Annotated in this window: 24 protein-coding genes; 17 read left to right on the top strand and 7 right to left on the bottom strand. The window is 52.6% G+C overall.

From position 1 onward, the window contains the following. Window positions 1–87: 87 nt before the first annotated feature. From A0G03_RS09270 to A0G03_RS09260, 4 genes are all read left to right on the top strand, one after another. Entirely contained in the window at window positions 88–834 is a 747-nt protein-coding gene (locus A0G03_RS09270) for a cyclase family protein (protein WP_048262885.1), read from the top strand. A 187-nt stretch (window positions 835–1021) separates the two neighbouring features. Further along, on the top strand, window positions 1022–1078 hold the full coding sequence (gene ysgD, locus A0G03_RS22110) for a YsgD/CorL family protein (RefSeq protein ID WP_349814568.1): 57 nt from the start codon (window positions 1022–1024) through the stop codon (window positions 1076–1078). 166 nt (window positions 1079–1244) lie between these two features. Then, complete coding sequence (gene corA, locus A0G03_RS09265; RefSeq protein WP_048262883.1) at window positions 1245–2195, top strand: magnesium/cobalt transporter CorA; 951 nt, start codon at window positions 1245–1247, stop codon at window positions 2193–2195. 184 nt (window positions 2196–2379) lie between these two features. Next, entirely contained in the window at window positions 2380–3438 is a 1059-nt protein-coding gene (locus A0G03_RS09260; protein ID WP_011095647.1) for an AbrB family transcriptional regulator, read from the top strand. Here the strand turns inward: A0G03_RS09260 and rarD are convergent. Further along, the gene (rarD, locus tag A0G03_RS09255; RefSeq protein WP_048262882.1) at window positions 3404–4333 is read right to left on the bottom strand and encodes an EamA family transporter RarD; all 930 of its coding nucleotides are present in this window, start codon (window positions 4331–4333) and stop codon (window positions 3404–3406) included. The genes A0G03_RS09260 and rarD overlap by 35 nt on opposite strands. Window positions 4334–4466: 133 nt before the next feature. Continuing rightward, the gene (locus A0G03_RS09250) at window positions 4467–4955 is read right to left on the bottom strand and encodes a thioesterase family protein (protein WP_048262880.1); all 489 of its coding nucleotides are present in this window, start codon (window positions 4953–4955) and stop codon (window positions 4467–4469) included. 251 nt (window positions 4956–5206) lie between these two features. On the opposite strand from A0G03_RS09250, the gene pldA reads away from it, so the two are divergent. From pldA to rhtC, 3 genes are all read left to right on the top strand, one after another. Beyond that, window positions 5207–6073, top strand: a complete 867-nt coding sequence (gene pldA, locus A0G03_RS09245) for a phospholipase A (protein ID WP_048262878.1) — start codon at window positions 5207–5209, stop codon at window positions 6071–6073. Window positions 6074–6171: 98 nt separating this feature from the next. Beyond that, window positions 6172–7998 carry an ATP-dependent DNA helicase RecQ gene (gene recQ, locus A0G03_RS09240; protein WP_048262876.1) on the top strand — a complete coding sequence of 609 codons (1827 nt, stop codon included), beginning with the start codon at window positions 6172–6174 and terminating at the stop codon, window positions 7996–7998. 42 nt (window positions 7999–8040) lie between these two features. Further along, complete coding sequence (gene rhtC / locus A0G03_RS09235; RefSeq protein WP_011095642.1) at window positions 8041–8664, top strand: threonine export protein RhtC; 624 nt, start codon at window positions 8041–8043, stop codon at window positions 8662–8664. A 71-nt stretch (window positions 8665–8735) separates the two neighbouring features. On the opposite strand, the gene rhtB is transcribed toward rhtC, so the two are convergent. Next, window positions 8736–9356, bottom strand: coding sequence for a homoserine/homoserine lactone efflux protein (gene rhtB, locus A0G03_RS09230; protein WP_014701754.1), 621 nt, complete (start codon window positions 9354–9356; stop codon window positions 8736–8738). Window positions 9357–9488: 132 nt separating this feature from the next. Here rhtB and pldB point away from each other — a divergent pair, with 132 nt between their 5' ends. Both pldB and yigL read left to right on the top strand, forming a co-directional pair. Next, on the top strand, window positions 9489–10526 hold the full coding sequence (pldB, locus tag A0G03_RS09225) for a lysophospholipase L2 (RefSeq protein WP_048262873.1): 1038 nt from the start codon (window positions 9489–9491) through the stop codon (window positions 10524–10526). Between the two features lie 100 nt (window positions 10527–10626). After that, window positions 10627–11427 (top strand): sugar/pyridoxal phosphate phosphatase YigL, encoded by an 801-nt coding sequence (yigL, locus tag A0G03_RS09220; RefSeq protein ID WP_048262871.1) that lies wholly within the window; start codon window positions 10627–10629, stop codon window positions 11425–11427. Window positions 11428–11605: 178 nt separating this feature from the next. On the opposite strand, the gene glpQ is transcribed toward yigL, so the two are convergent. Both glpQ and glpT read right to left on the bottom strand, forming a co-directional pair. Continuing rightward, entirely contained in the window at window positions 11606–12691 is a 1086-nt protein-coding gene (glpQ, locus tag A0G03_RS09215; protein WP_048262870.1) for a glycerophosphodiester phosphodiesterase, read from the bottom strand. A 75-nt stretch (window positions 12692–12766) separates the two neighbouring features. Next, on the bottom strand, window positions 12767–14116 hold the full coding sequence (gene glpT / locus A0G03_RS09210) for a glycerol-3-phosphate transporter (RefSeq protein ID WP_048262867.1): 1350 nt from the start codon (window positions 14114–14116) through the stop codon (window positions 12767–12769). A 320-nt stretch (window positions 14117–14436) separates the two neighbouring features. On the opposite strand from glpT, the gene glpA reads away from it, so the two are divergent. The 7 genes from glpA to gntR all read left to right on the top strand — a co-directional run bounded on the left by glpA (window position 14437) and on the right by gntR (window position 22905). Beyond that, a complete protein-coding gene (gene glpA, locus A0G03_RS09205; RefSeq protein ID WP_048262866.1) occupies window positions 14437–16107 on the top strand; it encodes an anaerobic glycerol-3-phosphate dehydrogenase subunit A in 1671 nt (556 codons plus the stop codon). Beyond that, window positions 16097–17359, top strand: a complete 1263-nt coding sequence (gene glpB / locus A0G03_RS09200) for a glycerol-3-phosphate dehydrogenase subunit GlpB (protein ID WP_048262864.1) — start codon at window positions 16097–16099, stop codon at window positions 17357–17359. Before glpA ends, glpB begins: the two co-directional genes overlap by 11 nt. Continuing rightward, window positions 17356–18567, top strand: a complete 1212-nt coding sequence (gene glpC / locus A0G03_RS09195; RefSeq protein ID WP_048262862.1) for an anaerobic glycerol-3-phosphate dehydrogenase subunit GlpC — start codon at window positions 17356–17358, stop codon at window positions 18565–18567. The genes glpB and glpC overlap by 4 nt, the downstream gene beginning before the upstream one ends. Before the next feature lie 628 nt (window positions 18568–19195). After that, complete coding sequence (locus tag A0G03_RS09185; RefSeq protein ID WP_223250559.1) at window positions 19196–20506, top strand: alginate lyase family protein; 1311 nt, start codon at window positions 19196–19198, stop codon at window positions 20504–20506. After that, entirely contained in the window at window positions 20503–20841 is a 339-nt protein-coding gene (locus A0G03_RS21970) for a fascin domain-containing protein (protein ID WP_223250558.1), read from the top strand. Before A0G03_RS09185 ends, A0G03_RS21970 begins: the two co-directional genes overlap by 4 nt. Before the next feature lie 207 nt (window positions 20842–21048). Further along, window positions 21049–21744, top strand: a complete 696-nt coding sequence (locus A0G03_RS09180) for a pirin family protein (RefSeq protein ID WP_048262860.1) — start codon at window positions 21049–21051, stop codon at window positions 21742–21744. A 165-nt stretch (window positions 21745–21909) separates the two neighbouring features. After that, window positions 21910–22905: a gluconate operon transcriptional repressor GntR gene (gene gntR / locus A0G03_RS09175; protein ID WP_048263003.1), complete on the top strand. Its 996-nt coding sequence runs from the start codon at window positions 21910–21912 to the stop codon at window positions 22903–22905. A 9-nt stretch (window positions 22906–22914) separates the two neighbouring features. Here the strand turns inward: gntR and A0G03_RS09170 are convergent, their stop codons facing one another. Beyond that, window positions 22915–23427 (bottom strand): gluconokinase, encoded by a 513-nt coding sequence (locus tag A0G03_RS09170; RefSeq protein ID WP_039474158.1) that lies wholly within the window; start codon window positions 23425–23427, stop codon window positions 22915–22917. 158 nt (window positions 23428–23585) lie between these two features. On the opposite strand from A0G03_RS09170, the gene A0G03_RS09165 reads away from it, so the two are divergent. Next, window positions 23586–24962, top strand: coding sequence for a GntP family permease (locus tag A0G03_RS09165; protein WP_048262858.1), 1377 nt, complete (start codon window positions 23586–23588; stop codon window positions 24960–24962). A gap of 378 nt (window positions 24963–25340) precedes the next feature. Here the strand turns inward: A0G03_RS09165 and A0G03_RS09160 are convergent, their stop codons facing one another. Then, window positions 25341–25934, bottom strand: a complete 594-nt coding sequence (locus A0G03_RS09160) for a YhgN family NAAT transporter (protein WP_011095628.1) — start codon at window positions 25932–25934, stop codon at window positions 25341–25343. Window positions 25935–26101 lie beyond the last annotated feature (167 nt).

The following is a 26101-nucleotide window of genomic DNA, read 5'->3' as shown; positions in this document are numbered from 1 at the left end:
TAATCTTTCTCGTCATTTTCGACAATGCTAGGTGGCCTGCCGCGTATCCATGGATGTGTGGTATCACAATAAAAAAGGAGCATGCCCATGACGTTAGACCAGATTATTGCCGAGTTACAGAAGAAAAAATGGGTCGATCTTACGCATACGATTACAGAGTCGATCCCTATTTTTGGTGCGTTTGAAGGCGTGTTGCAGCGCAAGACCTTATTCAATGTTGAAGATCATGGGTTTTATGCACAGGCCGTGACGTTTGCCACACAGACAGGGACGCACATTGATGCGCCGGGGCATTTTGTGGCGGGCAAACGTTATTTGGATCGGATTGATAATAAAGAACTGTTGTTGCCGCTGGTGGTGATCCACAAACAAGACGCGGTCGCGCTCGATCCCGATTATCGCCTTTCTGTCGAAGACATTCTGACGTTTGAACGTGAGCACGGGGACATTCCGTCAGGAAGTTTTGTCGCGTTTGCCAGCGGCTGGAGTACGCGCTGGCCTGATATTGACGCCTTTGCGAATAAAGACGAACAGGGAAACAGTCATACGCCGGGGTGGTCACTTGAGGCGCTAACGTTCCTGTTTGAAGAGCGCGGTATTAGCGCGGTAGGGCACGAAACGCTGGATACAGATTCCGCTGCCGATTTCCGTCGTAACAATGGGCTTATTGGCGAGTTCTTCGTGCTGAACCAAAATGCCTGGCAGGTCGAGGTGCTGAATAATCTGCATCAACTGCCGCCTACTGGCGCTTATATTCATGTCAGCTACCCTAATTTCGCCGGTGCACCTGGCTTCCCCGTCCGTGCCATTGCCTATTTACCGGACAACGCTTAGTACATATACGCGGTTCCTTTTTGTTTTGGGGGACTGCGTTTTTACTGATTTCAGCGACGGATTTACTGGATAAAGCTCATCCATTTGACCAATATTTTACAGCGTGTTTCAGCCGCGGTTTTAAAGTTGAAGTCTTTTTCATCTCAGCGTAACATGCGCGCATCATTATTCTCGGAGGACTAACGCCTTGGACACACCCAGTCGATACTGGCTCACTAACCTGTTCATTAGGTACAACTTCTAAGGTTATCTTCCTCTGCTGATACCCTTCGTGGTTGTCAGCGATGCTGTTTTTGTCGCTATGAGTCAGATCCGTCGAACGGACTGAAACCTGCTGGTGACACCTCACCTCTGTTTCTGTGCTTCAATTGCGTTGTCCATCTCTGCTACTGAAAGGGGAGCTATGGCCCATGCTGAGCGCATTTAAACTGGATAATTGCCGTTTATCTCGTCTGGAATTGGATGACTCCGATGATCTCACCACGTCAATTTGGGTTGATTTGATCGAGCCGGAAGACGATGAGCGTGAGAAAGTACAAACCGAACTGGGACAAAGCCTGGCAACCCGTCCGGAACTGGAAGACATTGAAGCGTCGGCACGTTTTTTTGAAGATGAAGACGGCCTGCATATTCACTCCTTTTTCTTTTTTGAAGACGCGGAAGATCACGCCGGTAACTCTACCGTGGCGTTTACCATTCGCGATGGTCGCCTGTATACCTTGCGCGAGCGTGAACTGCCTGCGTTCCGTCTGTACCGCATGCGCGCCCGTAATCAAACGCTGGTTGACGGTAATGCTTACGAACTGCTGCTCGATCTCTTTGAGACGAAAATTGAGCAGTTGGCGGATGAAATCGAGAACATCTACAGCGATCTGGAATCGCTGAGCCGCATCATTATGGAAGGGCGTCAGGGTGAAGAGTACGACGACGCGCTGTCCACGCTGGCGGAACAGGAAGACGTGGGCTGGAAAGTTCGCCTGTGTCTGATGGATACTCAGCGTGCGCTGAACTTCCTGGTGCGTAAAGCTCGTTTGCCATCCGGCCAGTTGGAGCAGGCGCGCGAAATTCTGCGCGACATCGAATCTCTGCTGCCGCACAACGAATCCCTGTTCCAGAAGGTTAACTTCCTGATGCAGGCGGCGATGGGTTTCATCAACATCGAGCAGAGCCGGATTATCAAGATCTTCTCGGTGGTATCCGTGGTATTCCTGCCACCGACGCTGGTGGCATCAAGCTACGGGATGAACTTCGAGTTTATGCCGGAGCTGAGGTGGTCGTTTGGCTATCCAGGTGCGATTGTACTGATGATTCTTGCCGGACTGGCACCGTACCTCTATTTCAAACGTAAAAACTGGCTTTAAATTTTTACCGATGCGCTTGATGGAGATTACCCATCAGGCGCATAACGCTCCTTCCCTTTAATGTAAAACCCCTTTCCTGCCTGATCGTTTGCGACCTTACTATTCCTGTTTATTCTCCAATTATTCTGTTTAGAATGGCGAATCGCTTTTCTGTTCTTACTTTTATTAAAAACAGGTCGTGTACATGAAAGGGATGTCACCGTGGGTGCAATGGGGAATCCTGCTGTCGGTCTCATTAATTCTGGGGTTTGGGCTACAGGTTTACCACGTTCCTGCCGCGCTGTTGCTGGGGCCAATGATGGTCGGTGTCGTCATGGGGCTAAATGGCGCGACGATTCGCATCCCGCCCGTCGGCTTTGCGGGCAGTAATGCCGTTTTGGGCTGTCTAGTTGCACAAAGTCTGTCATTTTCTATCCTGACGCCTTTGCTGAACGAATGGCCGCTGGTGCTGTTCATTCTGTTGGCGACGCTGGCTGCCAGCGGATTATCTGGCTGGTTACTGGTCAAATTTAGCGAACTGCCCGGAACGACTGGGACCTGGGGAGCATCGCCGGGCGGTGCGTCTGCCATGGTCGCGATGTCTGGAGAGTTCGGCGCGGACGTGCGGCTGGTTGCCTTCATGCAATATTTACGGGTGTTGATGGTGACCGCTTCGGCCGCGTTCGTGGCACGCCTGAGTTTGGGCGACGACGCGGCAGAAAACAGCGCGATGCTAGTGTGGTTCCCTTCGCTGGACTGGCGTTTTCTCGCGACGCTCGGTGTGGCATTCGGTAGCGCTTGGTTAGCAAGGCGTTTACGTATTCCCTCTGGGGCGTTACTGGGGCCGATGATTATCGGGTCGATGCTGCATGCCAGCGGTACATTACAACTGCAAACGCCGGAATGGCTGCTGGCGTTGGCCTATGCCGTGATTGGATGGAGCGTGGGTTTATGTTTCACCCGCCCGATCTTTTTGCTGGCGATACGTACGTTGCCTTACATGATGACGTCGATTGTCGGATTGATGCTGCTGTGTGGCGGGATGGCGTGGATGGTGACGAAAATGATGCCGGTGGATATGCTGACCGCCTTTCTGGCGACCAGCCCTGGCGGGCTGGATTCGATTGCGATTATCGCCGCAGGCAGTCGGGTCGATATGGCGTTTGTTATTGCCATGCAGACGCTGCGGCTGTTTTCGACACTGTTGTTCAGCCCGATCTTATCGCGCTTTATTTCCCGTCGTGTTGAGGCTGGGACGCTGTAGCTGGCGTGCGCCGTAGCTTACGCTGCGTATAAAGCGCATCCAGAATAAATAGGCCCAGTGCACCCCAGATGAAGGCAAACGTCACCAGCTTATCGCTGCTGAATGTTTCACCGTAGAACACCACTGCCAGCATGAACATGATGGTGGGGCCGAGATACTGGAAAAAGCCGAGCGTCGACAAGCGCAGGCGCATGGCCGCCGAGGTAAAGAACAACAGCGGTACTGTGGTGACGATACCCGCCGAGAGCAGCAGCAGATTCAGCGACCAGGGGTTGGCTGTCAGATGGCTGCTCGGCGTGTCGGCAATAAAAAACAGATAAATGACGGCAACTGGCAGCAGCCACAGCGTTTCGATCAGCATGCCGGTTTGGCCGTCGATACCAATTTTTTTACGCAGCAGGCCGTATAACGCGAAGCTGAATGCCAGCCCGAGCGCGATAACCGGCAGCGAGCCGAATGTCCACAGCTGAATCAGTACGCCAGTCACGGCAAGCAGCACGGCCAGCCATTGCAGGCGGCGGAAGCGTTCGCCCAGAAAGATCATACCTAGCATGACGTTGACCAGCGGGTTGATAAAATACCCCAGACTGGCTTCCAGCATGTGATGATTGTTAACCGCCCAGATATATAACAGCCAATTCCCGCCAATAAGCACCGCCGTTAATGCCAGCAGAAACAGGTGTTTGACGTTGCGGCAGGCATGGCTCACCTGACGCCATTTCCGACCGACCGTCAGCAGGATCAGCATAAAGAAGAATGACCAGATAATACGGTGCGTCAGTATTTCATTGGGCGGAACGTGCTCAAGCAGCTTGAAGTAAACGGGAGCAATTCCCCAAATAAAATACGCGGCGAGGGCGAAAAAGATCCCCTCACGGGTTTGTTGCGCGTTCATGGGTGACTCGATAAGGACGGCGGGAAAACGCTAAGTTTACCCAAAACTGTGAGCGCTTTCACGTAAAGTGTTCATGACACGGTTTGCCAATGAAGGATGTTCGCTAATAACGGATGTTCGCCAACGATAAATGCTATCCGACAATATAGGTTGCGGTGGCGCTGGCCAGATGCGAACCCTGTTCGTTATGCAATTCGGCACGTGCGACGGCGATTTTATTACCACCGCGCAGCAGTGTGCTGGTAATGGTGAAGCGTTCCCCGTAGCCCGGACGTAGATAATCCACCCGCATGTCGATGGTGCCCATGCGTGCGAGCCGGTGATGAAACTCCTGATCGCTGATCGTCTCATGGCGCAGCAGCGTGTTACCGACGCAGACTAATCCAGCGGCAACGTCCAACCCCGCAGCAATCACGCCGCCGTGCAGAATCTTTTGTGCCGCATTGCCAATGAGTTTATCTTGCCGAGCGAACGTCAAGACGGCTTTGTCGGCTTCAAACTGCTGTAATTCAAGGCCAAGCTCGATGTTGAACGGCATCTTGTAAATGAAAATCTCACCCACGAGCTGGCGCACAGTATCTCTGGTTAATGTGGTTCCCTGAAATGATGGTACGTCAGCCATAGTCGTTTCCCGTCCGGATAAGAGATACGCAATAAATGTGTTTTATTTGATGCAATAAAGTTATTCAGGTGTTTATTTTATGCGTTGTTTTTGTTTCTTTCCAGAAAAAGCCAAGAAACGAGGGAACGGTAATTCAAACGCCGCTGAACTGTGTAGAATGGCGGGTTTGAGTGGGGAAATACTCACCACAAGCTGGTTAAACGAACGTCGGTTAAAACGAACGTCGTATAAAAAAATGGCGGAGAAAATGAATGCGTAAAATAGTACTCGCACTGGCAGCATTATTGATGGCACAGGCTCATGCTGAAGATATAACAAATGCACCTGCGCCGAACCAACCGGCGGTACGTGGCAGCATTATCGCCAGCTTGTTACAAGAGCACGACACCCCGTTTATTCTTTATCCTTATGAAAGCAACTACTTACTTTATACCTATACCAGTAACATCAATAAGACGGCGATACAGAGCTATAACTGGGGTGATGAAGCGCGTAAAGACGAAGTGCACTATCAACTGAGCCTCGGGTTCCCGATCTGGCGTGGAATTTTGGGTGATAATTCGCTGCTGGGCGCGTCCTATACACAGCGTTCCTGGTGGCAACTGTCTAATAAAAGCGAGTCTTCTCCGTTTCGTGAAACCAACTATGAGCCACAGGTCTTCCTGGGCTGGGCAACCCACTACACATTAGCAGGCTGGACGCTGCGGGATGTAGAGATGGGCTTTAATCACCAGTCTAACGGCCGTTCTGATCCAACGTCCCGCAGTTGGAACCGTGCTTATATGCGTCTGATGGCGCAGAACGGCAACTGGCAGGTTGATGTGAAGCCGTGGGTGCGTTTCTCCGACAGTCAGGACGATAACCCAGATATCATTAAATACATGGGACATTATCGTTTACGCGTCGGTTATGTGTGGGGCGACAGCGTGTTTAGCGCGGAAGGCCGTTATAACTGGAATAGCGGTTACGGCGGCGGCGAACTGGGCTGGAGCTATCCACTAACGCGTCATGTCCGTTTTTACACCAAGGTCTTTAGCGGCTACGGTGAATCCCTGATTGACTACAATCATCGTCAAACCCGCTTCGGCGTTGGGGTGACGTTGAACGATATGTTCTAACTAACGTGTGTTTTAGCGATTGCGGTTTTTAACCATTGCAGTTTTACCCGACGGCGCTGAAAATAGCGCCTGTTTGATTTCATTGAATTGGGGAAGGCGTGTCTACGGCGGAAGTATTGAATAAGGAAGCGCTGGCGGTTCAGGTTCTACGGGACACGTTCGGCTACCAGCAATTCCGACCGGGTCAGCAGGAAATTATCAGCGCGACGCTCAGTGGGCAGGATTGTCTGGTTATTATGCCGACAGGCGGCGGTAAATCGCTGTGCTACCAAATCCCCGCCTTGGTGATGGACGGGCTGACGCTGGTGGTGTCGCCACTAATTTCTCTGATGAAAGATCAGGTCGATCAGCTCCAGGCTTACGGCGTCTCCGCAGCGTGCCTCAATTCGACGCAGACGCGCGAACAGCAGCTTGAGGTGATGGCGGGCTGTCGTACTGGTCAGATTAAGCTACTTTATATTGCGCCAGAACGCCTGACGACAGAAAGCTTTCTCGAACACCTCGGCTACTGGCAGATTTCACTGATCGCGGTGGATGAAGCGCACTGCATTTCCCAATGGGGACACGATTTCCGTCCTGAATACCGCGCGCTGGGGCAGATTAAACAGCGTTTCCCTCATCTTCCTTTTATTGCGCTGACGGCTACCGCCGACGAGACCACGCGGAACGATATCGTTCGCTTGCTGGATCTTCAGTCGCCGCTGATTCAGATCAGCAGTTTTGACCGCCCGAATATTCGCTACACGCTGGTGGAGAAGTTCAAACCGCTCGATCAGCTCTGGATGTTCGTGCAGGCGCAGCGCGGAAAAAGCGGCATCATCTACTGTAATAGCCGTTCCCGCGTGGAAGATATCAGCGCCCGTTTGCAGGCCCGTGGGCTGAGTGCGGGGGCTTATCATGCCGGGCTGGATAATGAACGACGCGCACAGGTACAAGAAGCGTTCCTGCGTGACGATCTTCAGGTGGTGGTGGCGACCGTCGCGTTTGGTATGGGTATCAACAAGCCTAACGTGCGATTCGTGGTGCATTTTGATATTCCGCGCAACATCGAATCTTACTATCAGGAAACGGGACGTGCCGGGCGTGATGGCCTCGCTGCCGAAGCCGCACTGTTCTACGATCCGGCGGATATGGCGTGGCTGCGTCGCTGTCTGGAAGAGAAACCCGCCGGGCCGCAGTTGGATATTGAACGTCATAAGCTCAATGCGATGGGCGCGTTTGCCGAGGCGCAGACCTGCCGCCGTCTGGTGCTATTGAACTATTTCGGTGAAGGACGCCAAGAGGCCTGCGGCAACTGCGATGTTTGTCTTGATCCGCCGAAGCGCTACGACGGGCTGGTTGAGGCACAAAAGGCACTTTCCTGCGTGTATCGGGTCGGACAGCGCTTTGGCCTGGGGTATATCGTCGAGGTGCTGCGCGGTGCGAATAACCAACGTATCCGCGATTTCGGCCATGACAAATTGCCGGTCTACGGGATTGGTAAGGATAAATCGCAGGAACATTGGGTCAGCGTGCTGCGCCAACTGATTCATCTGGGTTTGTTGAACCAAAATATTACGATGCACTCTGCCGTACAGCTTACTGAATCTGCACGTCCAGTATTGCGGGGGGAAATGTCGCTACAACTGGCTGTGCCGCGTGTGATTAACCTGAAACCTCGCGCTAATCAAAAATCTTACGGTGGGAATTACGACCGCAAGCTGTTTGCCAAATTGCGTAAACTGCGTAAATCCATCGCGGACGAAGACAACATTCCGCCTTACGTGGTATTCAGCGATGCCACGCTGCTGGAGATGGCAGAACTGATGCCGATCACGGCGGGCGAGCTGCTGAATATCAACGGGGTCGGCCACCGCAAACTTGAACGTTTCGGCGCGCCTTTCATGAACATGATTCGCGATCATGTCGATAATGATGACGAGTGATGCTCGTCTTGTCTGATTGCATTTAAATACAGGAAAACCAACATGCTGATGCTATTTCTGACGGTGGCGCTGGTGCATTTCATTGCGCTGATGAGCCCGGGGCCGGATTTCTTTTTCGTTTCACAAACCGCAGCTAGCCGGTCGCGCCGTGAAGCGATGATGGGTGTGTTGGGCATTTCTCTGGGTGTGGTGGTCTGGGCGGCTATCGCGCTGTTGGGGCTGCACCTGCTGTTGCAAAAAATGGCCTGGCTGCATACGGCAATTACCGTCGGTGGCGGACTGTATCTGTGCTGGATGGGTTGGCAGATGCTGCGTTCTGCACGGAGTAAAGCACAGTTGGAAACCACGCAGGAAACGGCGGTTGTGCTGCCGCAGCGCGGTAAAACCTTTATGCGTGGATTATTGACGAATCTGGCGAACCCAAAAGCACTGATCTACTTCGGCAGCGTGTTTTCACTGTTTGTCGGCGACAGCGTTGGCAGTGGTGCGCGCTGGGGGCTGTTTGCGCTGATCTCAATTGAAACGCTGTTGTGGTTTAGTCTGGTCGCAATCGTGTTCGCACTACCTACGATGCGTCGTGGTTATCAGCGTCTGGCGAAGTGGGTGGATGGTGTGGCGGGCGTATTGTTTACCGGTTTCGGCTTGCACCTGATCTTCTCTCGCTAACCTTCCCCCTTAGAGAGTGTCCGGTGGAGAAATAAAAGCGCGCCGTGATTTGATACGGCGCGCTGTCTTAATCAGGCCTTTCTCGCTGTGGCGAGTAACGCGCCGACCAGCACGAACAGCGATCCAAATATCCGGTTGAGTGTTTTCATCTGCCGTGGACCTTTCAGCCATCCGGCGATACGTGTGGCTAGCGTGGCGTAACCAATCATCACGATAATATCAACAACAACGGTGGTGATCCCCAACACCAAATACTGTGCGGCCTGCGGCTGGTGAGGGATAATGAACTGTGGGAACAGCGCTGCCAGAAACACAATACTTTTGGGGTTGGTCAGGTTCACCAATATTGCACGTTTAAAGAGTTTGCGACGCGGCATCGCACTGGCGAGCGCCTGAAGATCGAGTGCCCCGGCGGCACGCCACTGCTGAATCCCTAGCCAAATCAGATAAGCCGCGCCCAGCCATTTCAGCACATCGAAAGCCAGCACAGACTGGTTAAGCAATGCGCCTAACCCAATACCGACCAGCACGATATGAATAGCCAGCCCGACCTGTAAACCACAGATCGAGGCCGCCGCGCCGCGATAGCCGTGACTAATCCCCGTACTCATGGTGTTGATGGCACCCGAACCGGGCGACAGGCTGAGAATAAGTGTTGTGAGTAAGTAGGTTAACCACCAATCCAATGTCATGAAATCCTGCTCCTGAATCACGTTCTGTATTACGAGAGTCTGTCTGTTTTTTATGTCACAATACGCTCGTGATCCACCGCTTGTCATGTTCTTCCGCTAGCTTTGTTTTCCCTGTGTCACCGGAGAGGTGTGATGATTCAACGCCGCAATACGTTGTTTACGTCGGAACGGTTAACACCTGAATCGTTAACGGCAGGCCTGTTAACGCGAGAAGCGCAGTTTGCCGCTTTTGCTACCGGAGAATTACTGGATTTCTGGCGTCAGCGCGAAGAGGGTGAATTCTCTGGCGTGGATGATGTGCCGATCCGGTTTGTTCGCTTTACCGCGCCGCAGCACGACAAAATTGTCGTAGTTTTTTCTGGCCGCATCGAAAGTTACGTTAAATATAGTGAAGTGGCGTATGACCTCTTTCATTGCGGCTATGATGTGCTCATCATGGATCACCGTGGGCAGGGGCGGTCTGGGCGGGTGCTGCAAGATGGCCATCGCGGACACGTACAACGTTTCAGTGATTATGTCGATGATGCTGAAACGCTGTGCCAGCAGCACATTGATCCGGCGCGATATATCCGCCGGTTTGCGCTGGCGCATTCCATGGGCGGCGCGATTTTGGGACAGCTTTTGGTTCGCCAACCTACGATGTTTGATGCGGCGGCGCTGTGTGCGCCGATGTTCGGCATTCGTTTACCGCTTCCTCATTGCGTGGCCGAGTGGATCGTCGATTGGGCGGAACGTCGCCCAGCGATACGTGATTATTACGCTATAGGCACGGGACAGTGGCGTCCTCTGCCTTACCGAATGAATGTGCTGACGCACAGCCGCGAACGCTACCAGCGTAGTATTCGATTTTACGCGGATTCGCCAGATTTGCGTGTTGGTGGCCCTACTTACCATTGGGTGCGTGAGGCGATACAGGCTGGGAAACAGCTGTTGGCACAGGCCAGCGCCGTGACGACGCCGCTTCTGCTGCTACAGGCGGGAGAGGAGCGGGTGGTGGATAATCGCAGTCAGAATGCGTTTTGCCAGACACTGACGCAGAGCGGTGATGCCAATTCGAACGGCGTTTTGCAGGTTATCCACGGCGCGCGGCATGAAATTCTATTTGAGACGGATAGTCTCCGCGCTCATGCATTTGCGCTGATTTTTGCGCACTTTGCGCGCTATCATTAATTTTAGACTGTTGGCAAATCGCTCAACGGATACTGCCAGCAACCTCGTTCATTTTTTGCGGCGCGTGCCGCCAATACACCAGAAGTGAGATCTCATCGTTATGTACCATGTCGTTGCTTCCGATTTAGATGGCACACTGCTGTCACCTGACCACTCGCTGTCCCCGTATGCGAAAGAAACCCTCAGGCTGCTGACGGAGAAAGGGATTCACTTTGTGTTCGCGACTGGACGGCATCACATGGATGTCGCGCAAATCCGCGATAATCTCGGTATCAGCGCGTTTATGATTACCTCGAATGGCGCGCGCGTACACAACTCGCAGGGCGAGCTGATTTTCAGTCACAATCTGGATCAGGATATTGCCCGCGACCTTTACAGCATTGTGCACACTAACCCCGATATGCTGACGCACGTTTACCGTGATGACGAATGGTTTATGAACCGTCCGCGTGCGGAAGAAGAGCGTTTCTTCAAAGAGTCGATCTTTAAATACAAGCTGTTCGAGCCTGCACTGCTTGAGACCGATGGCGTTAGCAAGGTGTTCTTTACCTGCGATTCTCATGAACAGCTGCTTCCGTTTGAAGAAGCGATCAACGCGCGTTGGGGCGACCGCGTCAACGTGAGTTTTTCGACCCTCACTTGTCTGGAAGTGATGGCAGGCGGCGTGTCTAAAGGCCATGCGCTGGAGCAGGTAGCGAAGATTATCGGATTCTCGCTCAAAGAGTGCGTAGCGTTTGGCGATGGCATGAACGACTACGAAATGTTGTCGATGGCCGGGAAAGGCTGCGTCATGGAGAACGCGCATCAGCGCTTGAAAGATTTGCTACCGGATCGCGAAGTAATTGGTTCTAATGCAGACAGTGCGGTGCCGAATTACCTGCGGGAATTGTTTCTGAAGTAAGCGGTGCATTATTGAAACGATGTATCATCGGGCACGCGATGCCCGATGATAACTTTGAACTTCAGCGCTCGTTTGAGGATCGAGATACCGAGGGCGACCACGGTGCGAGGCATCCCTGCGGGAGCCTCATCATCGTGTTTCCCTCTAAATCCATGCTTAAGTGACCAGCATGATAACTTCAGCGCGGCTTTTTCAGAAAATCGACTGCTTTGTCGGGAAAATCGGTAAACAGGCCGTCAACGTCCGCCTGATAGTAGAGAATGTCATAGAGCTGATCGATATCTTTGGCGTACGTCGGTAGCCTGTCGGCTCTTGCCGTAAACGGGTGCACCTGAAGTTTGTGCTGATGGGCTTCCTTCACCATATCGGTAAAGGTGATGTTGCCAGGCGTCGACCCTTTTTGAACTAGCATGTGGTAGTCCGGGCCGATACCGTCGGCATAGGTCGCAATCTGTTTCATTGCACCGGGCTTTTGCATCCAATCGTAGTTGTAATTCACCCACGCCCCATCGGCCTGTTTTTCGTAGGTTTCATGCCAGTCGGTATAGGCGACCAGTTGAATCAGATTCAGATCCATCTTCATCTGTGGCTGTAATTCGGTTTTGATGCGCTTTAACTCTGCAACATCAAACGATTGCAGGAAGACCTTATCGCTTTTCTCCGTATAGCCATACTGCTTCAGCACGGTCAGCGTTTCGCGTGCGATGTCTTTCCCTTCCTGATGGTGAAACCACGGTGCTTTGATTTCAGGATAGAGGCCGATGTTCTTGCCAGTTGAGTGGTTCATACCCTGAATAAATTCAATCTCTTCCTGAAAGGTATGAATGCGGAAGTCGGATTTCCACATCGGGAAACGGTTTGGGTAGCTCTGTACATGCTTGCCGTCTTTGATGTCGAACCCTTCGGTGAATTTCAGTGATTTGATCTCTTTCAGCGTAAAGTCGATAGCGTAAAAACGTCCATCTTTGCGGGCACGCTGTGGGAAACGTTCTGCCACATCGGTAACGCGATCCAGATAGTGATCGTGCAGGACAATAAGCGCGTTATCTTTAGTGAGTACCAAATCCTGTTCCAGATAATCGGCACCCTGAGCGTAGGCCATCGCCTTCGCCGGAAGCGTATGCTCAGGCAGATAACCGCTGGCACCACGGTGGGCAATGACAATTTTATCGGTTGATGAAGCGGAAGTGTCGGCGTTACTAGAAGCACTAAAGGACACGGAGAGCGCGAGGGCGGAGATCAGAGATGTTACGGTAACGTTCATGCGATCAAACCTCTTTCTGTTGAGAGAAAGGCGGCGTCATCAGGACGCCGCCAGAGGGATGCTTACAAGAGCGGGTTAGGCGCGATTGGCTAACTCTGCTTTATGTTTTTTCTCATTCAGCATAACAACAATCAACAGAAGCACAGCCATAATGCTGCCGCCAATCATCACCATGAAGCCGCCGTCCCAACCGAAGAAGTCAACGGTGTAGCCGACTATGGCGCTGGCGGCAACGGAGCCACCGAGGTAGCCGAACAGACCGGTGAAGCCTGCCGCTGTGCCTGCCGCTTTCTTCGGTGCCAGTTCCAGCGCGTGCAGACCGATAAGCATAACCGGGCCGTAAATCAGGAAGCCGATGACGATCATACATGCCATATCCACACCCGGATTACCGGCTGGGTTCATCCAGTAAACGATGGTGGCGATGGTAACGAGTACCATGAAGAATACGCCCGTTGCACCACGGTTACCTTTGAACACCTTATCAGACATCCAGCCGCACAGCAGCGTGCCCGGAATACCCGCGTATTCATACAGGAAGTACGCCCAGGACGATTTATCCAGTGCGAAGTGTTTAACTTCTTTCAGGTAAGTCGGTGACCAGTCGAGGATGCCGTAACGCAGCAGGTAAACGAAGACGTTGGCGATAGCGATGTACCACAACAGTTTGTTCGGGAAAACGTACTGCATGAAGATCTGCTTAGCTGTCAGTTCTTCTTCATCTTTTTCATTGTAATCAACTGGATAGTCGTTTTTGTACTCTTCAACTGACGGTAGACCACAGGATTGCGGGGTATCACGCATTAAGGCAAATGCGATGAGTGCAACCAGAATGGCGGCGAAGGCAGGCATGTAGAGTGCTGCTTTCCAGTCGTTAAACCAGGCCATACCCAGCAGGAAGAGCAGAGGTGGAAGTCCGCCGCCGACGTTATGCGCACAGTTCCATACGGACACGATGCCACCACGTTCTTTCTGTGACCACCAGTGAACCATAGTACGTCCGCACGGTGGCCAGCCCATACCCTGGAACCAGCCGCACAGGAACAGCAGGACGAACATGACGGCAATGCTGGAGGTTGCCCACGGTACAAAACCCATGAACAGCATGACGGCAGCCGCCAAAATTAGACCAGCAGGCAGGAAAACCCGTGGGTTTGAACGGTCAGAGACCGAACCCATGATGAATTTGGAAAAACCGTAGGCGATGGAGATGCCGGACAGTGCAAAGCCAAGGTCACCGCGCGAGAAGCCCTGTTCAATCAGATAAGGCATCGCCAAGGTGAAGTTTTTGCGTACCAGATAGTAGGCGGCGTAGCCAAAAAAGATCCCCATGAAAATCTGCCAACGCAGGCGACGATAGAGCGGATCGACGTGATCTTGCGACACGCGTGGCTGGTGGGCGGCGGGCCTAAAAATACTCAGCATAGATATCTCCAATGCGAAAAAAAACGATAGCTTTTTTGTTCTATTACGAACGTTATTGTAAGGGGCTAGCGTACAAATGAGTGTGATTCATGACGCTAATGTTACACTTTTATGAAACTGTGACGATTTTTGCGCTCATGTTAACAGAATAGGAAAATTCCACAGTGTGGTTTTAGTGACCCAAATCACACTTATTGTTTTTAAACTCCCCTTTGCTTTCGTTTAGTGTTCGTTTTTGCTCTTTATCAAACATTAACCCTTCTTTTTGTGTCCCAATAGCAACATACATACCCTCTATATCCTCCGCCTGGAGCGAGAATATGAAGCAAAACACTGGGAACTGGCGTGAAACTGACGTGGTTGTCATTGGCGGTGGTGCGACGGGCGCGGGTACAGCACGGGACTGTGCCCTGCGCGGACTGCGCTGCCTGTTACTTGAACGTTATGATATTGCGACCGGTGCGACCGGGCGTAATCACGGCTTATTACACAGCGGCGCCCGTTATGCAGTGACGGATGGTGAATCTGCCCGCGAATGTATTGAAGAGAACCAAATTCTTCGGCGGATCGCCCGGCACTGTATTGAGCCTACTGACGGTCTGTTTATCACCTTGCCGGAAGACGATCTCGGTTGGCAGGCGCAATTCATTACCGCTTGCCAGCAGGCTGGGATTGGCGCGCAGGCGCTGGATCCGCAGGAAGCGCTGCGGCTGGAACCCGCAGCAAACCCGACACTGATTGGCGCGGTGCGCGTGCCGGATGGCTCTGTGGATCCTTTTCGCCTGACAGCGGCCAACATGATTGATGCCTGCGAGCACGGTGCGGAAGTGTTGACCTATCATGAGGTCATCGGGCTGATTCGTCAGGGTGACCGTATTACCGGCGTGCGCGTTTTCGACCATAAAAAAGGTGTAGAAACAGAAATATACGCGCAGGTAGTGGTTAATGCCGGTGGTATCTGGGGACAACACATTGCGGAATATGCCGATTTGCGTGTGCGCATGTTCCCGGCAAAGGGCGCGCTGCTGATTCTCGGGCACCGCATCAACAACATGGTGATCAACCGTTGCCGCAAACCGGCCGATGCCGACATTCTGGTGCCGGGCGATACCATTTCGCTGATTGGTACCACCTCAACCCACATCGACTACGATCAGATCGACAATATGCTGGTGACGCCTGCTGAAGTGGAAACGCTGATGCGGGAAGGTTCGATGCTGGCTCCCTCGCTGGCAAGCACGCGAATTCTACGCGCCTATGCGGGCGTCCGACCGCTGGTTGCCAACGATAGCGATCCCAGCGGGCGTAGCGTGAGTCGCGGCATTGTGCTGCTCGACCATGCCAGCCGCGATGGGCTGGAAGGATTTATTACCATCACTGGCGGCAAGCTGATGACCTATCGCCTGATGGCGGAATGGGTGACGGACGCTATCTGCAAAAAGCTGGGTCATGACGTCGCTTGTTCGACGGCGCAGACGCCGTTACCCGGTTCTGAATCGCTGAGTGAAGTGAAAACCGCCCCCCACGCTCTGTCAGCGTATCCCGCGGCAAAACCGCTCTCTGCGCCGCTACGTGGTTCGGCGATCTATCGCCACGGTGAACGCGCTGGGCGAATGCTGTCCGGTGAACGTCTGGACCGCAGTCTGGTGTGCGAATGTGAGGCCGTGACGGCGGGGGAAGTGCGCTACGCCGTGGAATCATTGCAGGTGAATAACCTGATTGATTTACGTCGGCGTACTCGTGTTGGCATGGGCACCTGTCAGGGTGAGCTGTGCGCCTGCCGTGCGGCAGGTCTGTTGTGCCGTCTGGGCACCGCGACACCAGAGCAGTCGCTCACGCAGCTCAGCCAGTTTTTGAACGAACGTTGGAAAGGCATTCGCCCCATCGCGTGGGGTAATGCGCTGCGCGAAAGCGAGTTTACCAGCTGGATTTATCAGGGATTGTGCGGCTTGACGGCCAGCGACAGTCAGGAGGATCGTCATGCGCTATGACGTTGTGATTATTGGCGGCGGACTGGCAGGGCTGACCTGCGGCATCCGCTTGGCAGAACAGGGAAAACGCTGCGCGATTGTCAGCGCTGGGCAGAATGCACTGCATTTTTCTTCCGGCGCGCTGGATTTACTCTCTCATCTCCCTGACGGACAGCCCGTTAGCCAGCCACTCGATGCGCTGGGCGAGCTGGCGCGTCAGGCACCTCATCACCCTTATTCTCGTATGGGGGCGGCGGCAGTTGCCGCACTGTTACCACAGGTCGAGGCATTGTTGGAACGCAGCAATATTTCCCTGTTGGGCAATCATCAGCAGAATCACTGGCGTATGACGCCGTTAGGTAAGTTTCGTGCATGCTGGCTAAGCCCGGTTGACGGTGTCACACGTGGCCTGCCGGATTCTCATTTTGGTGACAATCCGCTCATTGCTGGTATTGAGGGCTTTCTGGATTTTCAGTCCCGAATTGTGGCTGGCACGCTTCAGACGCAGGGTATCGCGGCACGTAGTGATGAACTCAAACTGCCCGTGCTGGATCGGTTGCGTCAAAATCCTAGCGAATTCCGCGCGGTAAATATTGCCCGCGTGCTGGATCGACCAGAAAACCGCGCGGCGCTGGTGGAAGAGCTATCGCTTCTGGCTAACGGTAACGATGCCATCATCATGCCTGCCTGTCTGGGATTGGACAGCCCTGAGATCGTGCGTGAACTCTCTGATGCGTTAGGTAAACCGGTGCTGCTGTTACCGACATTACCGCCGTCAGTACTCGGGTTACGTTTGCATCAGGCGCTGTCACAGCGTTTTCGCCAATTGGGTGGCATGGTGATGCCGGGCGATCGCGCGGTGCGCGCCTCGCTGTCTCCGCAAGAAATTGCGATTCATAGCCATCATCACCGCGATATTCCGCTGCGGGCGAAACACGCGGTGCTGGCGAGCGGTAGCTTCTTCAGTAACGGGCTAGTGACACAGTTTGATCGGGTGACTGAGCCGGTCTTTGGGCTAGACATTCGGTTTGCTGAGCAGCGCGAGGGCTGGAGCCAGCAGGACGTGTTTGCACCTCAGCCCTATATGCAATTTGGTGCGATCGTCGATGAACATCTGCATCCGCGTATCGCGGGTGAGACGGTCAACAATCTGTACGCGATTGGCGCAGTACTGGAAGGTTTCGACCCGATTGTGCAGGGATGTGGGGCTGGCGTTTCCTTACTCAGCGCGCTCCATGTTGCCGAACAGATCCTGAAGGAGGGCAACCCATGAGCCTGCTTAGCGATAACAGTTTTGAAGATTGCATCAAATGTACGGTCTGTACCACGTACTGTCCGGTTTCGCGTGTGAATCCGCTTTATCCTGGTCCGAAACAGGCTGGGCCGGACGGCGAGCGCCTGCGCCGCAAGGATCCGGCGCTGTACGACGATGCGCTGAAATACTGCACCAACTGCAAACGCTGTGAAGTCGCGTGCCCGTCGGATGTCAAAATTGGTGACATCATTCAGCGTGCGAAAGCGACGCACAGTAATCATAAGCCGACGCTGCGCGACGCGATTCTTAGTCATACCGACTTCATGGGGTCGATTGCCACGCCGTTTGCGCCGCTGGTCAATACGGCTACCAGCCTGAAACCGGTGCGCCAACTGCTGGATAAGGCGTTGAAAATCGACCACCGTCGCCAACTGCCAAAATACTCGTTCGGCACCTTTCGGCGCTGGTATCGCCAGCAGGCAGCAAAGCAGCAGGCTTATGATGAGCAAGTCGCTTATTTCCACGGCTGTTATGTGAACTACAACCATCCGCAACTGGGTAAAGATCTGGTTCAGGTCTTTAATGCGATGGGGATTGGCGTTCAGTTGCTGAATAAAGAGAAATGCTGTGGTGTGCCTCTGATCGCCAATGGTTTTCACGACAAAGCCAGAAAGCAGGCGCACGCGAATATCAAATCACTGGATGAGGCGATCAATCAGAAATCCCTGCCCGTAGTCGCAACGTCATCCAGCTGTACGTTCACGCTGCGGGACGAGTATCCACATCTGCTGGGTGTGGACAACGGCCACGTGCGTGATGGTATCGAACTCGTGACGCGTCAGCTCTATCGCCTGCTGGAAGAAGAAGGGCGAACGCTACCGCTGCGTAAATTGCCGCTGCGGGTGGCATATCACACACCTTGCCACTTGGAACGGATGGGCTGGACGGCGTATACCTTAGCGCTGCTGCAACGCATCCCCGGTCTTGAACTGGTGATGCTGGATTCCCAGTGCTGCGGTATTGCGGGTACTTACGGCTTTAAGAAAGAGAATTACGCCACGTCGCAGGGCATTGGCGCTCCGCTGTTCCAGCAGATTGAAGAGAGCGGCGTCGATATCGTGGTGACGGACTGCGAAACCTGTAAATGGCAGATTGAGATGTCGACCAGCAAACGGTGTGAGCACCCGATCACGCTGCTGGCGAGGTCATTAGCGCAGCCAGAGTAAAAAGCAGAAGCGGAGCAAAACGGTTAATGCAGCTCACGTAATCCTCATTTTAGGAGAAACACGGGGATGAGGTTCCCGTAGGGATACCTCGCCCCGTGGTCGCTCCGTGTATCTCGGTTTTTAAACGATCGGTATGGAGTAAAACGGGCTGTTCTGCAGTCCGTATTGAGAATAAGAATTTATCGCAAAAAGCACTTTACAAGTGCGAATGATAATGATTATTATTGCTGTGCGTTCCGGGGAACGATGTCATGTACCTGTGTTAATGATGAGTTGTTTAACGATAAATTGTTTAACGATGATTTGTTAAGGGTGTTCACGACGATCCAGCTTCCCTGTGAAGGCACGACATTGCTCACATTGCTTCCAGTATTATTTAGCCAGCTCGGGTGCTGGCTTTTTTTTGCCTGTCGAACAACGCTCCCAGACAGACAACCCTGCTTTGATCTTCCGAAACCCCTTGCCTTGATTCCATCGCTATCAATTATTCTCTGGTGTCGAACCGATACATCGTGCTGGCGATTGCCCTGCCGCGCGATTATTGATGATACTGTTCTGGAAAAATGGACTGGTATCGCTTCGGCATAGACATCTATTGATAAAAGGGAAACTGTGTATGGATATCTGCATGAGTAGGAAAAAAAGTGTATTTGTCTTAATAATTATGTTGTTGAGTCTGTTTTTAGGCGGACTAACTGTGAGCCACGCTGCGGCTAATGATAAAGCGTTCCTGCACCCAGGTATGCTTTATACGCAAGCCGATTTGGAGCGGATGAAGGCAGGGGTCAATAATAAGCAGGAACCTTGGTATTCAGATTGGCAACTGCTGCAATCTCACTATTTGGCAGGTTCCACTTATTCGGTCACGCCTAAAGCGGTGGTATACCGAAACGACCCCACAAATGGAAGTGCGGGAAATGGCGAATTACAGAATAGTGCTTCAGCCGCATTGTCCCTTGCAATTGAATGGGCGATTACCAAAAATCCCGCTTATGCTAATGCGGCGATAAAAATTCTTAACGGCTGGTCAGCAACATTAACGGAAATTAAGGGCAACGACGCACAACTTGCCGCCAGCCTTTATGGCTATAAATTGCTTAATGCGGCTGAAATTTTACGCTATAGCGGCAGCGGTTGGTCGTCGGCTGATATTGCGCAGTTTAGTAAAATGATGACCAACGTATTTTACCCATTAACCAAAACGTATGGTCAGGTGAATGGCGGTTGGGCGAATGGCAATTGGGATGCGGCCGACACGGTATTTAACTTGAGCTTAGGTGTCTGGCTGAACGATTCTGAAATATATGATAATGCCGTAACGTATTTTAAACAGGGTGAAGGCAACGGTTCGGTTATCCATTATATACAAAATGATAATGGCCAACTGCAGGAGAGTGGTCGGGATCAGGCGCATGCGCAAGGGGGATTAGGATTATTAGTGATGGCCGCACAGATTGGCTATAACCAGCGTCAATATCACACTAATGGCGCAGAGATGGTGAGCTACCCGAATAATAGCTATCCACTCGTTAAGGCGGCGGAGTATACAGCGAAATATAACTTGGGATATACGGTTCCCTATACGCCGATTCCTGGTAAAGGTTATACGCTTGCTGATATGGGAAAAGGACGTTCATGGATCCCCGGCCTGACTATCTCTTCTGCGTTTCGTGGCGAGTTCAGACCAATATATCGGGGGATTCTCAGCTTATTTACTGCTGCCGGCGTTGCTGAAACCAAGCTACCGTACACGAAAGAAGTCATTAGCCGTATGCCGATAGGGAAATTCTATTTTGACCATCCTTCCTATGAAGGATTAATTAATGCCATGAATTCTTCTTCATCAAGCAATATTTATATTGTGTTGCAGTCCGTCAGTAAATCTCTGAATAAGGATAATACGGGAACGCTGGCTGCCGTCACCGGTGCATTACCGTGAATGGGGTCAATCCGTCGGTAAATAGTGGGATTCAAGCTGTTTACATTAATCAGAATAGATTCGCTTTTCGTTCGATACAGACGGGTAAATATATTTCTGTTTCTGCTGAAGGGCGTTTATTAGCGTCTGCTGACAATGTGACCGACAGCGAGTCGTTCATTTATACCGATTCTGGTAATGGCAACGGTACGTTGCTTGCTCTGTCTAATCGTCGCTATGTTGTAATGAATGCGGATACCTATCAACTTTCAGCGACCGGAACCAGCGTTAACAATGATAATGGTCGGTGGACTATGTTATATCCCGACCCAACAGCGGTAGGTGTTGTTAAGTAATCATCAAACACGGAACTGGAGTTAATCTCTGGTTCCGTGCGAAATTGTTCCATATACAATTTTCCATACAAATGAGTGTGTGTTGTACCCCATTCCCCAATGCAGCATCCCGTTCTGATTTTTCGAACAGAGCGGTGAGTTTTTTGCGCTATCTTATTTTCCTCCGCCCGTTACACTTTCCTTATCAGAAACGCAGGAGGAAAGAACATGATCTATTTACGTCAAGCGCAAGATCGCGGACATGCTAATCACGGCTGGCTCGACAGCTGGCATACATTCTCATTCGCTGATTATTACGATCCTGATTTCATGGGATTCTCAGCACTGCGCGTTATTAACGAAGACTTTATCGAAGGTGGTCAGGGCTTTGGCACGCACCCGCATAAAGATATGGAAATTCTGACCTATGTTTTATCCGGTGCGGTTGAGCATCAGGACAGCATGGGAAATAAAGAGCAGGTGCCAGCGGGCGAATTCCAGATTATGAGCGCGGGAACGGGCATTCGTCACTCTGAGTACAATGCCAGTAAGGATGAACAGCTGCACCTGTATCAAATCTGGATTATCCCGGAAAAAACCGGGCTGACGCCGCGCTACGAGCAGAAGCGCTTTGATGTGCTTCAAGGTCGCCAACTGGTGCTCTCCCCAGATGCGCGTGAAGGCTCGCTGAAAGTCTTTCAGGACATGACGCTGTGGCGCTGGGCGCTGAAAGCGCAGGAACAGGCGGAGTATCAGATTCAGGCCGATCGTCGCGTTTGGGTTCAGGTGGTGCGTGGCAGTGTAGAGATTAACGGCCAGAAAGCCGAAACCAGCGATGCATTTGCGGTCTGGGATGAAACGGCTATTTCCGTACACGCCAGCGAAGACAGTGAAATTCTGCTGTTTGATTTACCGCCGGTATAACGACGGCGAAGGAATAACGGATAAGCCCGCGTAGGTAAGGACGCGGGCTTTTTATTCTCTTAAAAGCTTCACGCTATCCTTTAGATTCTGTTTCTTTGCCTTTACTTTCTTTACGTTTTTTTTGCTAGACTTAGAGCACTGTTTTTCAGACGCTTTTAGTCGATGATGAAGAAAAAAAGACCCGTTCTCCAGGATGTTGCCGATCGCGTTGGGATTACCAAAATGACGGTAAGCCGCTATTTGCGTAATCCCGCTCAGGTGTCAGCCGCGTTGCAGGAAAAGATCGCCATTGCGTTGGATGAGCTGGGCTATATCCCTAATCTCGCACCCAATATGCTCGCCAGCTCGACCAGTCGGGCGATTGGCGTACTGCTGCCATCATTAACCAATCAGGTTTTCGCTGAGGTACTGCGCGGGATTGAGCGCACGGCAGAAGCGCACGGTTACCAGACCATGCTGGCGCACTATGGCTACCATCCTGACAAAGAAGAGCAGCGTCTGACTTCACTGCTGTCGTATCACATTGACGGGCTTATTCTGGCTGAGCGCACCCACACGCCGCGAACGCGTCAGATGCTGGACGTCGCCGGTATTCCGGTGGTGGAGCTGATGGATTCCGTTTCACCCTGTCTGGATATGGCTGTCGGATTTGATAACGTCGAAGCCGCGCGACAGATGACGCTGCGCATGGTCGCACTGGGGCATCGTCATATTGTCTATCTCGGCGCGCGACAGGATGAGCGTACGATTATGCGCTGTCGCGGCTACGAGCAGGCGATGTGGGAAAGCGATCTCAAGAGTTATTGCGTGATGAGCGAGCGGGCGTCTTCTTATTCGCTCGGTGGTGAACTACTGCGGCAGACGCAGGCGGAATACCCGCAGGTCGATAGCGTGTTTTGCACCAATGACGACTTAGCCGTCGGCGCGATGTTTGAATGCCAGCGGCAGGGGCTACGCGTGCCGGAAGACATCGGCGTCGCTGGTTTCCACGGTCACGATATCGGGCAGGCGATGGTGCCGAAGTTGGCTAGTGTATTGACGCCGCGTGAACACATGGGACGCGTCGGCACCGAGCGCCTGCTGGCCCGCCTGCGAGGCGAGCCGGTGGAGCTGGAAATGGTCGATGTCGGTTTTACCGTGCTGGACGGCGAAAGCCTCTAAGCCTTGGCGTTAGCCTGCTGCGCGCAGTGCTTCAACGCAGCGCTGCACCACATCTTCTCGAGTGCCGTCAATATCGACCTTCAGGACATCCGGCTCATCGCTGCCCGGTTCTTCCAGCGCATCGAACTGGCTTTTCAGCAGGTCTGTCGGCATGAAGTGTCCTGCTCTGGCTTTGTGACGCTCCAGAACCAGTTCAAAGCTGCCTTTCAAATAGATAAACACCATCTTTTCGTTCCCTTCGCGCAGGCGATCGCGGTAACGCTTTTTCAGCGCGGAACAGACGATGATGCCAGTCTCGTTTTTGTGCGCCAGGCTGTAGGCGACATCGCTGAGCCGCTCCAGCCACGGAGCGCGGTCATCGTCATTCAACGGTGTACCGCTGGCCATTTTCTGAATATTGGCGCGCGGATGCAGATCGTCACCGTCAATAAATTTTGCCTGAATGGCGCGGCCAAGTTCAGCGCCAACTGAGGATTTTCCACTGCCTGATACGCCCATCAGAATAATGCTTCGACCTGACATAATTTGATCTCTATCGCAAACTGTAAATTAAATGATACTTAATGGTTCCAGACTTTAACATGTTACCCGTATCATGTTACCGGTATCAAATGATGATGTGATACACCTCACAAACAATCAGCCAATCCAGACTGGGTGCCCTAAAGAGATTATTAACGATGACAGAAATAACATCCGCTTATAGCGCCAGTGTGCTATTAACCATCGCCGCAGGTTCGGTCGCACTGTTACTGGTGCTGATTATGCGCTTCCGTGTCCACGCATTCCTAGCGTTGACGCTGGTGAGCTTGATCACGGCGCTGGCGACAAAAACGCCTTTCGAGAAACTTGTTCCTACGTTGCTCAGTGGTTTCGGCAGCACGTTGGCATCTGTTGCCCTGTTGGTTGGTCTGGGGGCAATGATTGGCCGCCTGTTGGAAGTCACCGGTGGTGCGAATGTGCTGGCGGATACGCTAATTAATAAATTTGGTGAGAAACGCGCGCCTTTCGCGCTGGGCCTTGCCTCTCTGCTGTTCGGCTTCCCGATCTTTTTCGACGCTGGGCTGATCGTGATGTTGCCGATTATTTTCAGCGTGGCGAAACGCTTTGGCGGTTCAACGCTGACCTATGCGTTCCCAGCGGCGGGTGCCTTTGCCGTTATGCACGCCTTGCTGCCGCCACATCCCGGCCCGGTTGCTGCCAGTGAATTGCTGGGTGCCAACATTGGTCTGCTGGTGTTGGTGGGGGCCGTGATTGCTTTCCCTACCTGGTATTTTGGCGGTTATCTGTTCGGCCTGTGGGCGGGTAAAAAATTCCATTTACCATTGCCGTCAACCTTCCTGACTGAAGTCAAAGCGGATGAGCAGCATACGCCGCCTCCGTTCAGCGTGGTGATGTGGGTGCTGTTGCTGCCACTGATCCTGATTTTCCTCGATACGGGATTGAATACCCTGACGGTAATGGGTGTCATCAGTGATGATAGCAGTCTGGTGCAGTTCCTGCGAATGCTGGGGAAAACGCCGGTTGCGCTGCTGATTACCGTCTTGTTTGCCATGATTATGTTTAGCGGCCAGCATAGCCGTAGACACCTTGAGAAGATCTGTGAAGGCGCACTGGGGCCTGTTTGCTCGATTATTTTGGTAACCGGTGCGGGCGGGATGTTCGGTGGTGTTCTGCGTTCTAGCGGTATTGGCGATGCGCTGTCTGGCGTGTTGGCGGATACAGGTATGCCAGTGATTGTGGCCGCGTTTGTGGTCTCTGCGGCACTGCGTGTCGCGCAGGGTTCGGCGACGGTGGCATTGACGACCACGGCGGCGCTGATGGCGCCTGCGGTTGCGGCGACCCCCGGCCTGAGCCAGTTCGATCTCTGCTTTATTGTGGTGGCGATTGCGGGTGGTGCGACCGTGCTGTCGCATGTGAATGACTCAGGCTTCTGGCTGGTTGGCCGTTTCCTCGAAATGGACGAGAAAACAACCCTGAAAACCTGGACGGTGATGGAAACGCTGCTCGGCACCATCGCCTTCCTGATCGCGTTAGTGGGGAGTATTTTCCTCTAATGTGTTTAACCCCCACCTTGTGGCGGGGGGATTTTAGTCACATTTTTTATGCCGACTAAGAGATGGTTTCGTGCGCGAGAATGTCGTTATTTTCATGCTACTTCGTAGCACGCGCCCGACATGGGACGGCTCAAACGCCGCTCGCCCCATGACCCCCAGGCTTCTGGCATAAATTATGCCGCTACGCGGTGCCATCAGCGTTCATGACCACCTTTCGAGCCGACGGTGACGCGCTCCCGGCGCGGCACCGTCTTTCGCGGCGTCCCTGCCGCTCACTCGGTGGTCATGCCCACCGCTGCATAATTTTTACGCCGGATAACGTCAACCCTCATAATAATTTGCGCAGTTATGTATAAGACACAGGGGAGAATGACGCGGCTATAACTTCATATAAGCACGTATGCCGTCGAGGAACATCTGCGTCGATAGCATCACCAGAATCAGGCCCATCAATTTCTCCAGCGCGCTCACGCCTTTCTCACCCAGCAACCGCAAGAACAAATCAGACATCAGCAGGATGATGAAGGAGATCGTCCAGGCGATAAACAGCGCCAGCGTCAGGTGGGATAACTGATTGGGATACTGGTGGGAAAGCAGCATCAACGCTGCCAGAATCGATGGCCCCGCCACCAGTGGAATCGCCATTGGCACCAGAAACGGTTCTTCTCCTGCTGGCAATCCGCTGCTGTTGCCTTCTTGCGAAGGAAAAATCATCCGAATTGCGATGAGGAACAGCACGATACCGCCGGAAATAGACACGGTTTCGGTGCGCAGATTCAGGAACGCCAGAATGTGTTCACCGGCGAACAGGAAAATCAGCATTAGCCCGAGTGCAATCAGCATTTCGCGGATCAGCACCACACGTCGGCGTTTAGGGTCGAGGTGCTTGAGTACGGACATGAAAATCGGCAGGTTGCCGAGTGGGTCCATTATGAGCAACAGTAGTACCGTTGCGGAGATCATTTCTGTCATGTTGGTTCTTTACTCCCAAAACCGTGTTTCCTGACCGGGGCCATCTTTATGGACTGGCCAACGTTATTATCCTGTGTCAGGTTGATGATATTAGAATGACTGCTGAAAAATGCCGTACTATCGAATAAATTCACTTGCGACTTTATGTACATTTTGTAAGGTTGAAC

The sequence above is a fragment of the Pectobacterium peruviense genome, from assembly GCF_002847345.1.
In the GTDB taxonomy this organism is placed as follows: domain Bacteria; phylum Pseudomonadota; class Gammaproteobacteria; order Enterobacterales; family Enterobacteriaceae; genus Pectobacterium; species Pectobacterium peruviense.
The sequence above is the reverse complement of the archived record's forward strand: the minus strand, read 5'-3'. Positions and strand labels throughout refer to the sequence as shown.

What these genes read in the sequence shown, in the direction of transcription:
- A0G03_RS09270 (WP_048262885.1), top strand. Translation starts at nt 88, where the DNA reads ATGACGTTAGACCAGATTATTGCCGAGTTACAGAAGAAAAAATGGGTC.
- corA (WP_048262883.1), top strand. Translation starts at nt 1,245, where the DNA reads ATGCTGAGCGCATTTAAACTGGATAATTGCCGTTTATCTCGTCTGGAA.
- A0G03_RS09260 (WP_011095647.1), top strand. Translation starts at nt 2,380, where the DNA reads ATGAAAGGGATGTCACCGTGGGTGCAATGGGGAATCCTGCTGTCGGTC.
- rarD (WP_048262882.1), bottom strand. Translation starts at nt 4,333, where the DNA reads ATGAACGCGCAACAAACCCGTGAGGGGATCTTTTTCGCCCTCGCCGCG.
- A0G03_RS09250 (WP_048262880.1), bottom strand. Translation starts at nt 4,955, where the DNA reads ATGGCTGACGTACCATCATTTCAGGGAACCACATTAACCAGAGATACT.
- pldA (WP_048262878.1), top strand. Translation starts at nt 5,207, where the DNA reads ATGCGTAAAATAGTACTCGCACTGGCAGCATTATTGATGGCACAGGCT.
- rhtC (WP_011095642.1), top strand. Translation starts at nt 8,041, where the DNA reads ATGCTGATGCTATTTCTGACGGTGGCGCTGGTGCATTTCATTGCGCTG.
- rhtB (WP_014701754.1), bottom strand. Translation starts at nt 9,356, where the DNA reads ATGACATTGGATTGGTGGTTAACCTACTTACTCACAACACTTATTCTC.
- pldB (WP_048262873.1), top strand. Translation starts at nt 9,489, where the DNA reads ATGATTCAACGCCGCAATACGTTGTTTACGTCGGAACGGTTAACACCT.
- yigL (WP_048262871.1), top strand. Translation starts at nt 10,627, where the DNA reads ATGTACCATGTCGTTGCTTCCGATTTAGATGGCACACTGCTGTCACCT.
- glpQ (WP_048262870.1), bottom strand. Translation starts at nt 12,691, where the DNA reads ATGAACGTTACCGTAACATCTCTGATCTCCGCCCTCGCGCTCTCCGTG.
- glpT (WP_048262867.1), bottom strand. Translation starts at nt 14,116, where the DNA reads ATGCTGAGTATTTTTAGGCCCGCCGCCCACCAGCCACGCGTGTCGCAA.
- glpA (WP_048262866.1), top strand. Translation starts at nt 14,437, where the DNA reads ATGAAGCAAAACACTGGGAACTGGCGTGAAACTGACGTGGTTGTCATT.
- glpB (WP_048262864.1), top strand. Translation starts at nt 16,097, where the DNA reads ATGCGCTATGACGTTGTGATTATTGGCGGCGGACTGGCAGGGCTGACC.
- glpC (WP_048262862.1), top strand. Translation starts at nt 17,356, where the DNA reads ATGAGCCTGCTTAGCGATAACAGTTTTGAAGATTGCATCAAATGTACG.
- A0G03_RS09185 (WP_223250559.1), top strand. Translation starts at nt 19,196, where the DNA reads ATGAGTAGGAAAAAAAGTGTATTTGTCTTAATAATTATGTTGTTGAGT.
- A0G03_RS09180 (WP_048262860.1), top strand. Translation starts at nt 21,049, where the DNA reads ATGATCTATTTACGTCAAGCGCAAGATCGCGGACATGCTAATCACGGC.
- gntR (WP_048263003.1), top strand. Translation starts at nt 21,910, where the DNA reads ATGAAGAAAAAAAGACCCGTTCTCCAGGATGTTGCCGATCGCGTTGGG.
- A0G03_RS09170 (WP_039474158.1), bottom strand. Translation starts at nt 23,427, where the DNA reads ATGTCAGGTCGAAGCATTATTCTGATGGGCGTATCAGGCAGTGGAAAA.
- A0G03_RS09165 (WP_048262858.1), top strand. Translation starts at nt 23,586, where the DNA reads ATGACAGAAATAACATCCGCTTATAGCGCCAGTGTGCTATTAACCATC.
- A0G03_RS09160 (WP_011095628.1), bottom strand. Translation starts at nt 25,934, where the DNA reads ATGACAGAAATGATCTCCGCAACGGTACTACTGTTGCTCATAATGGAC.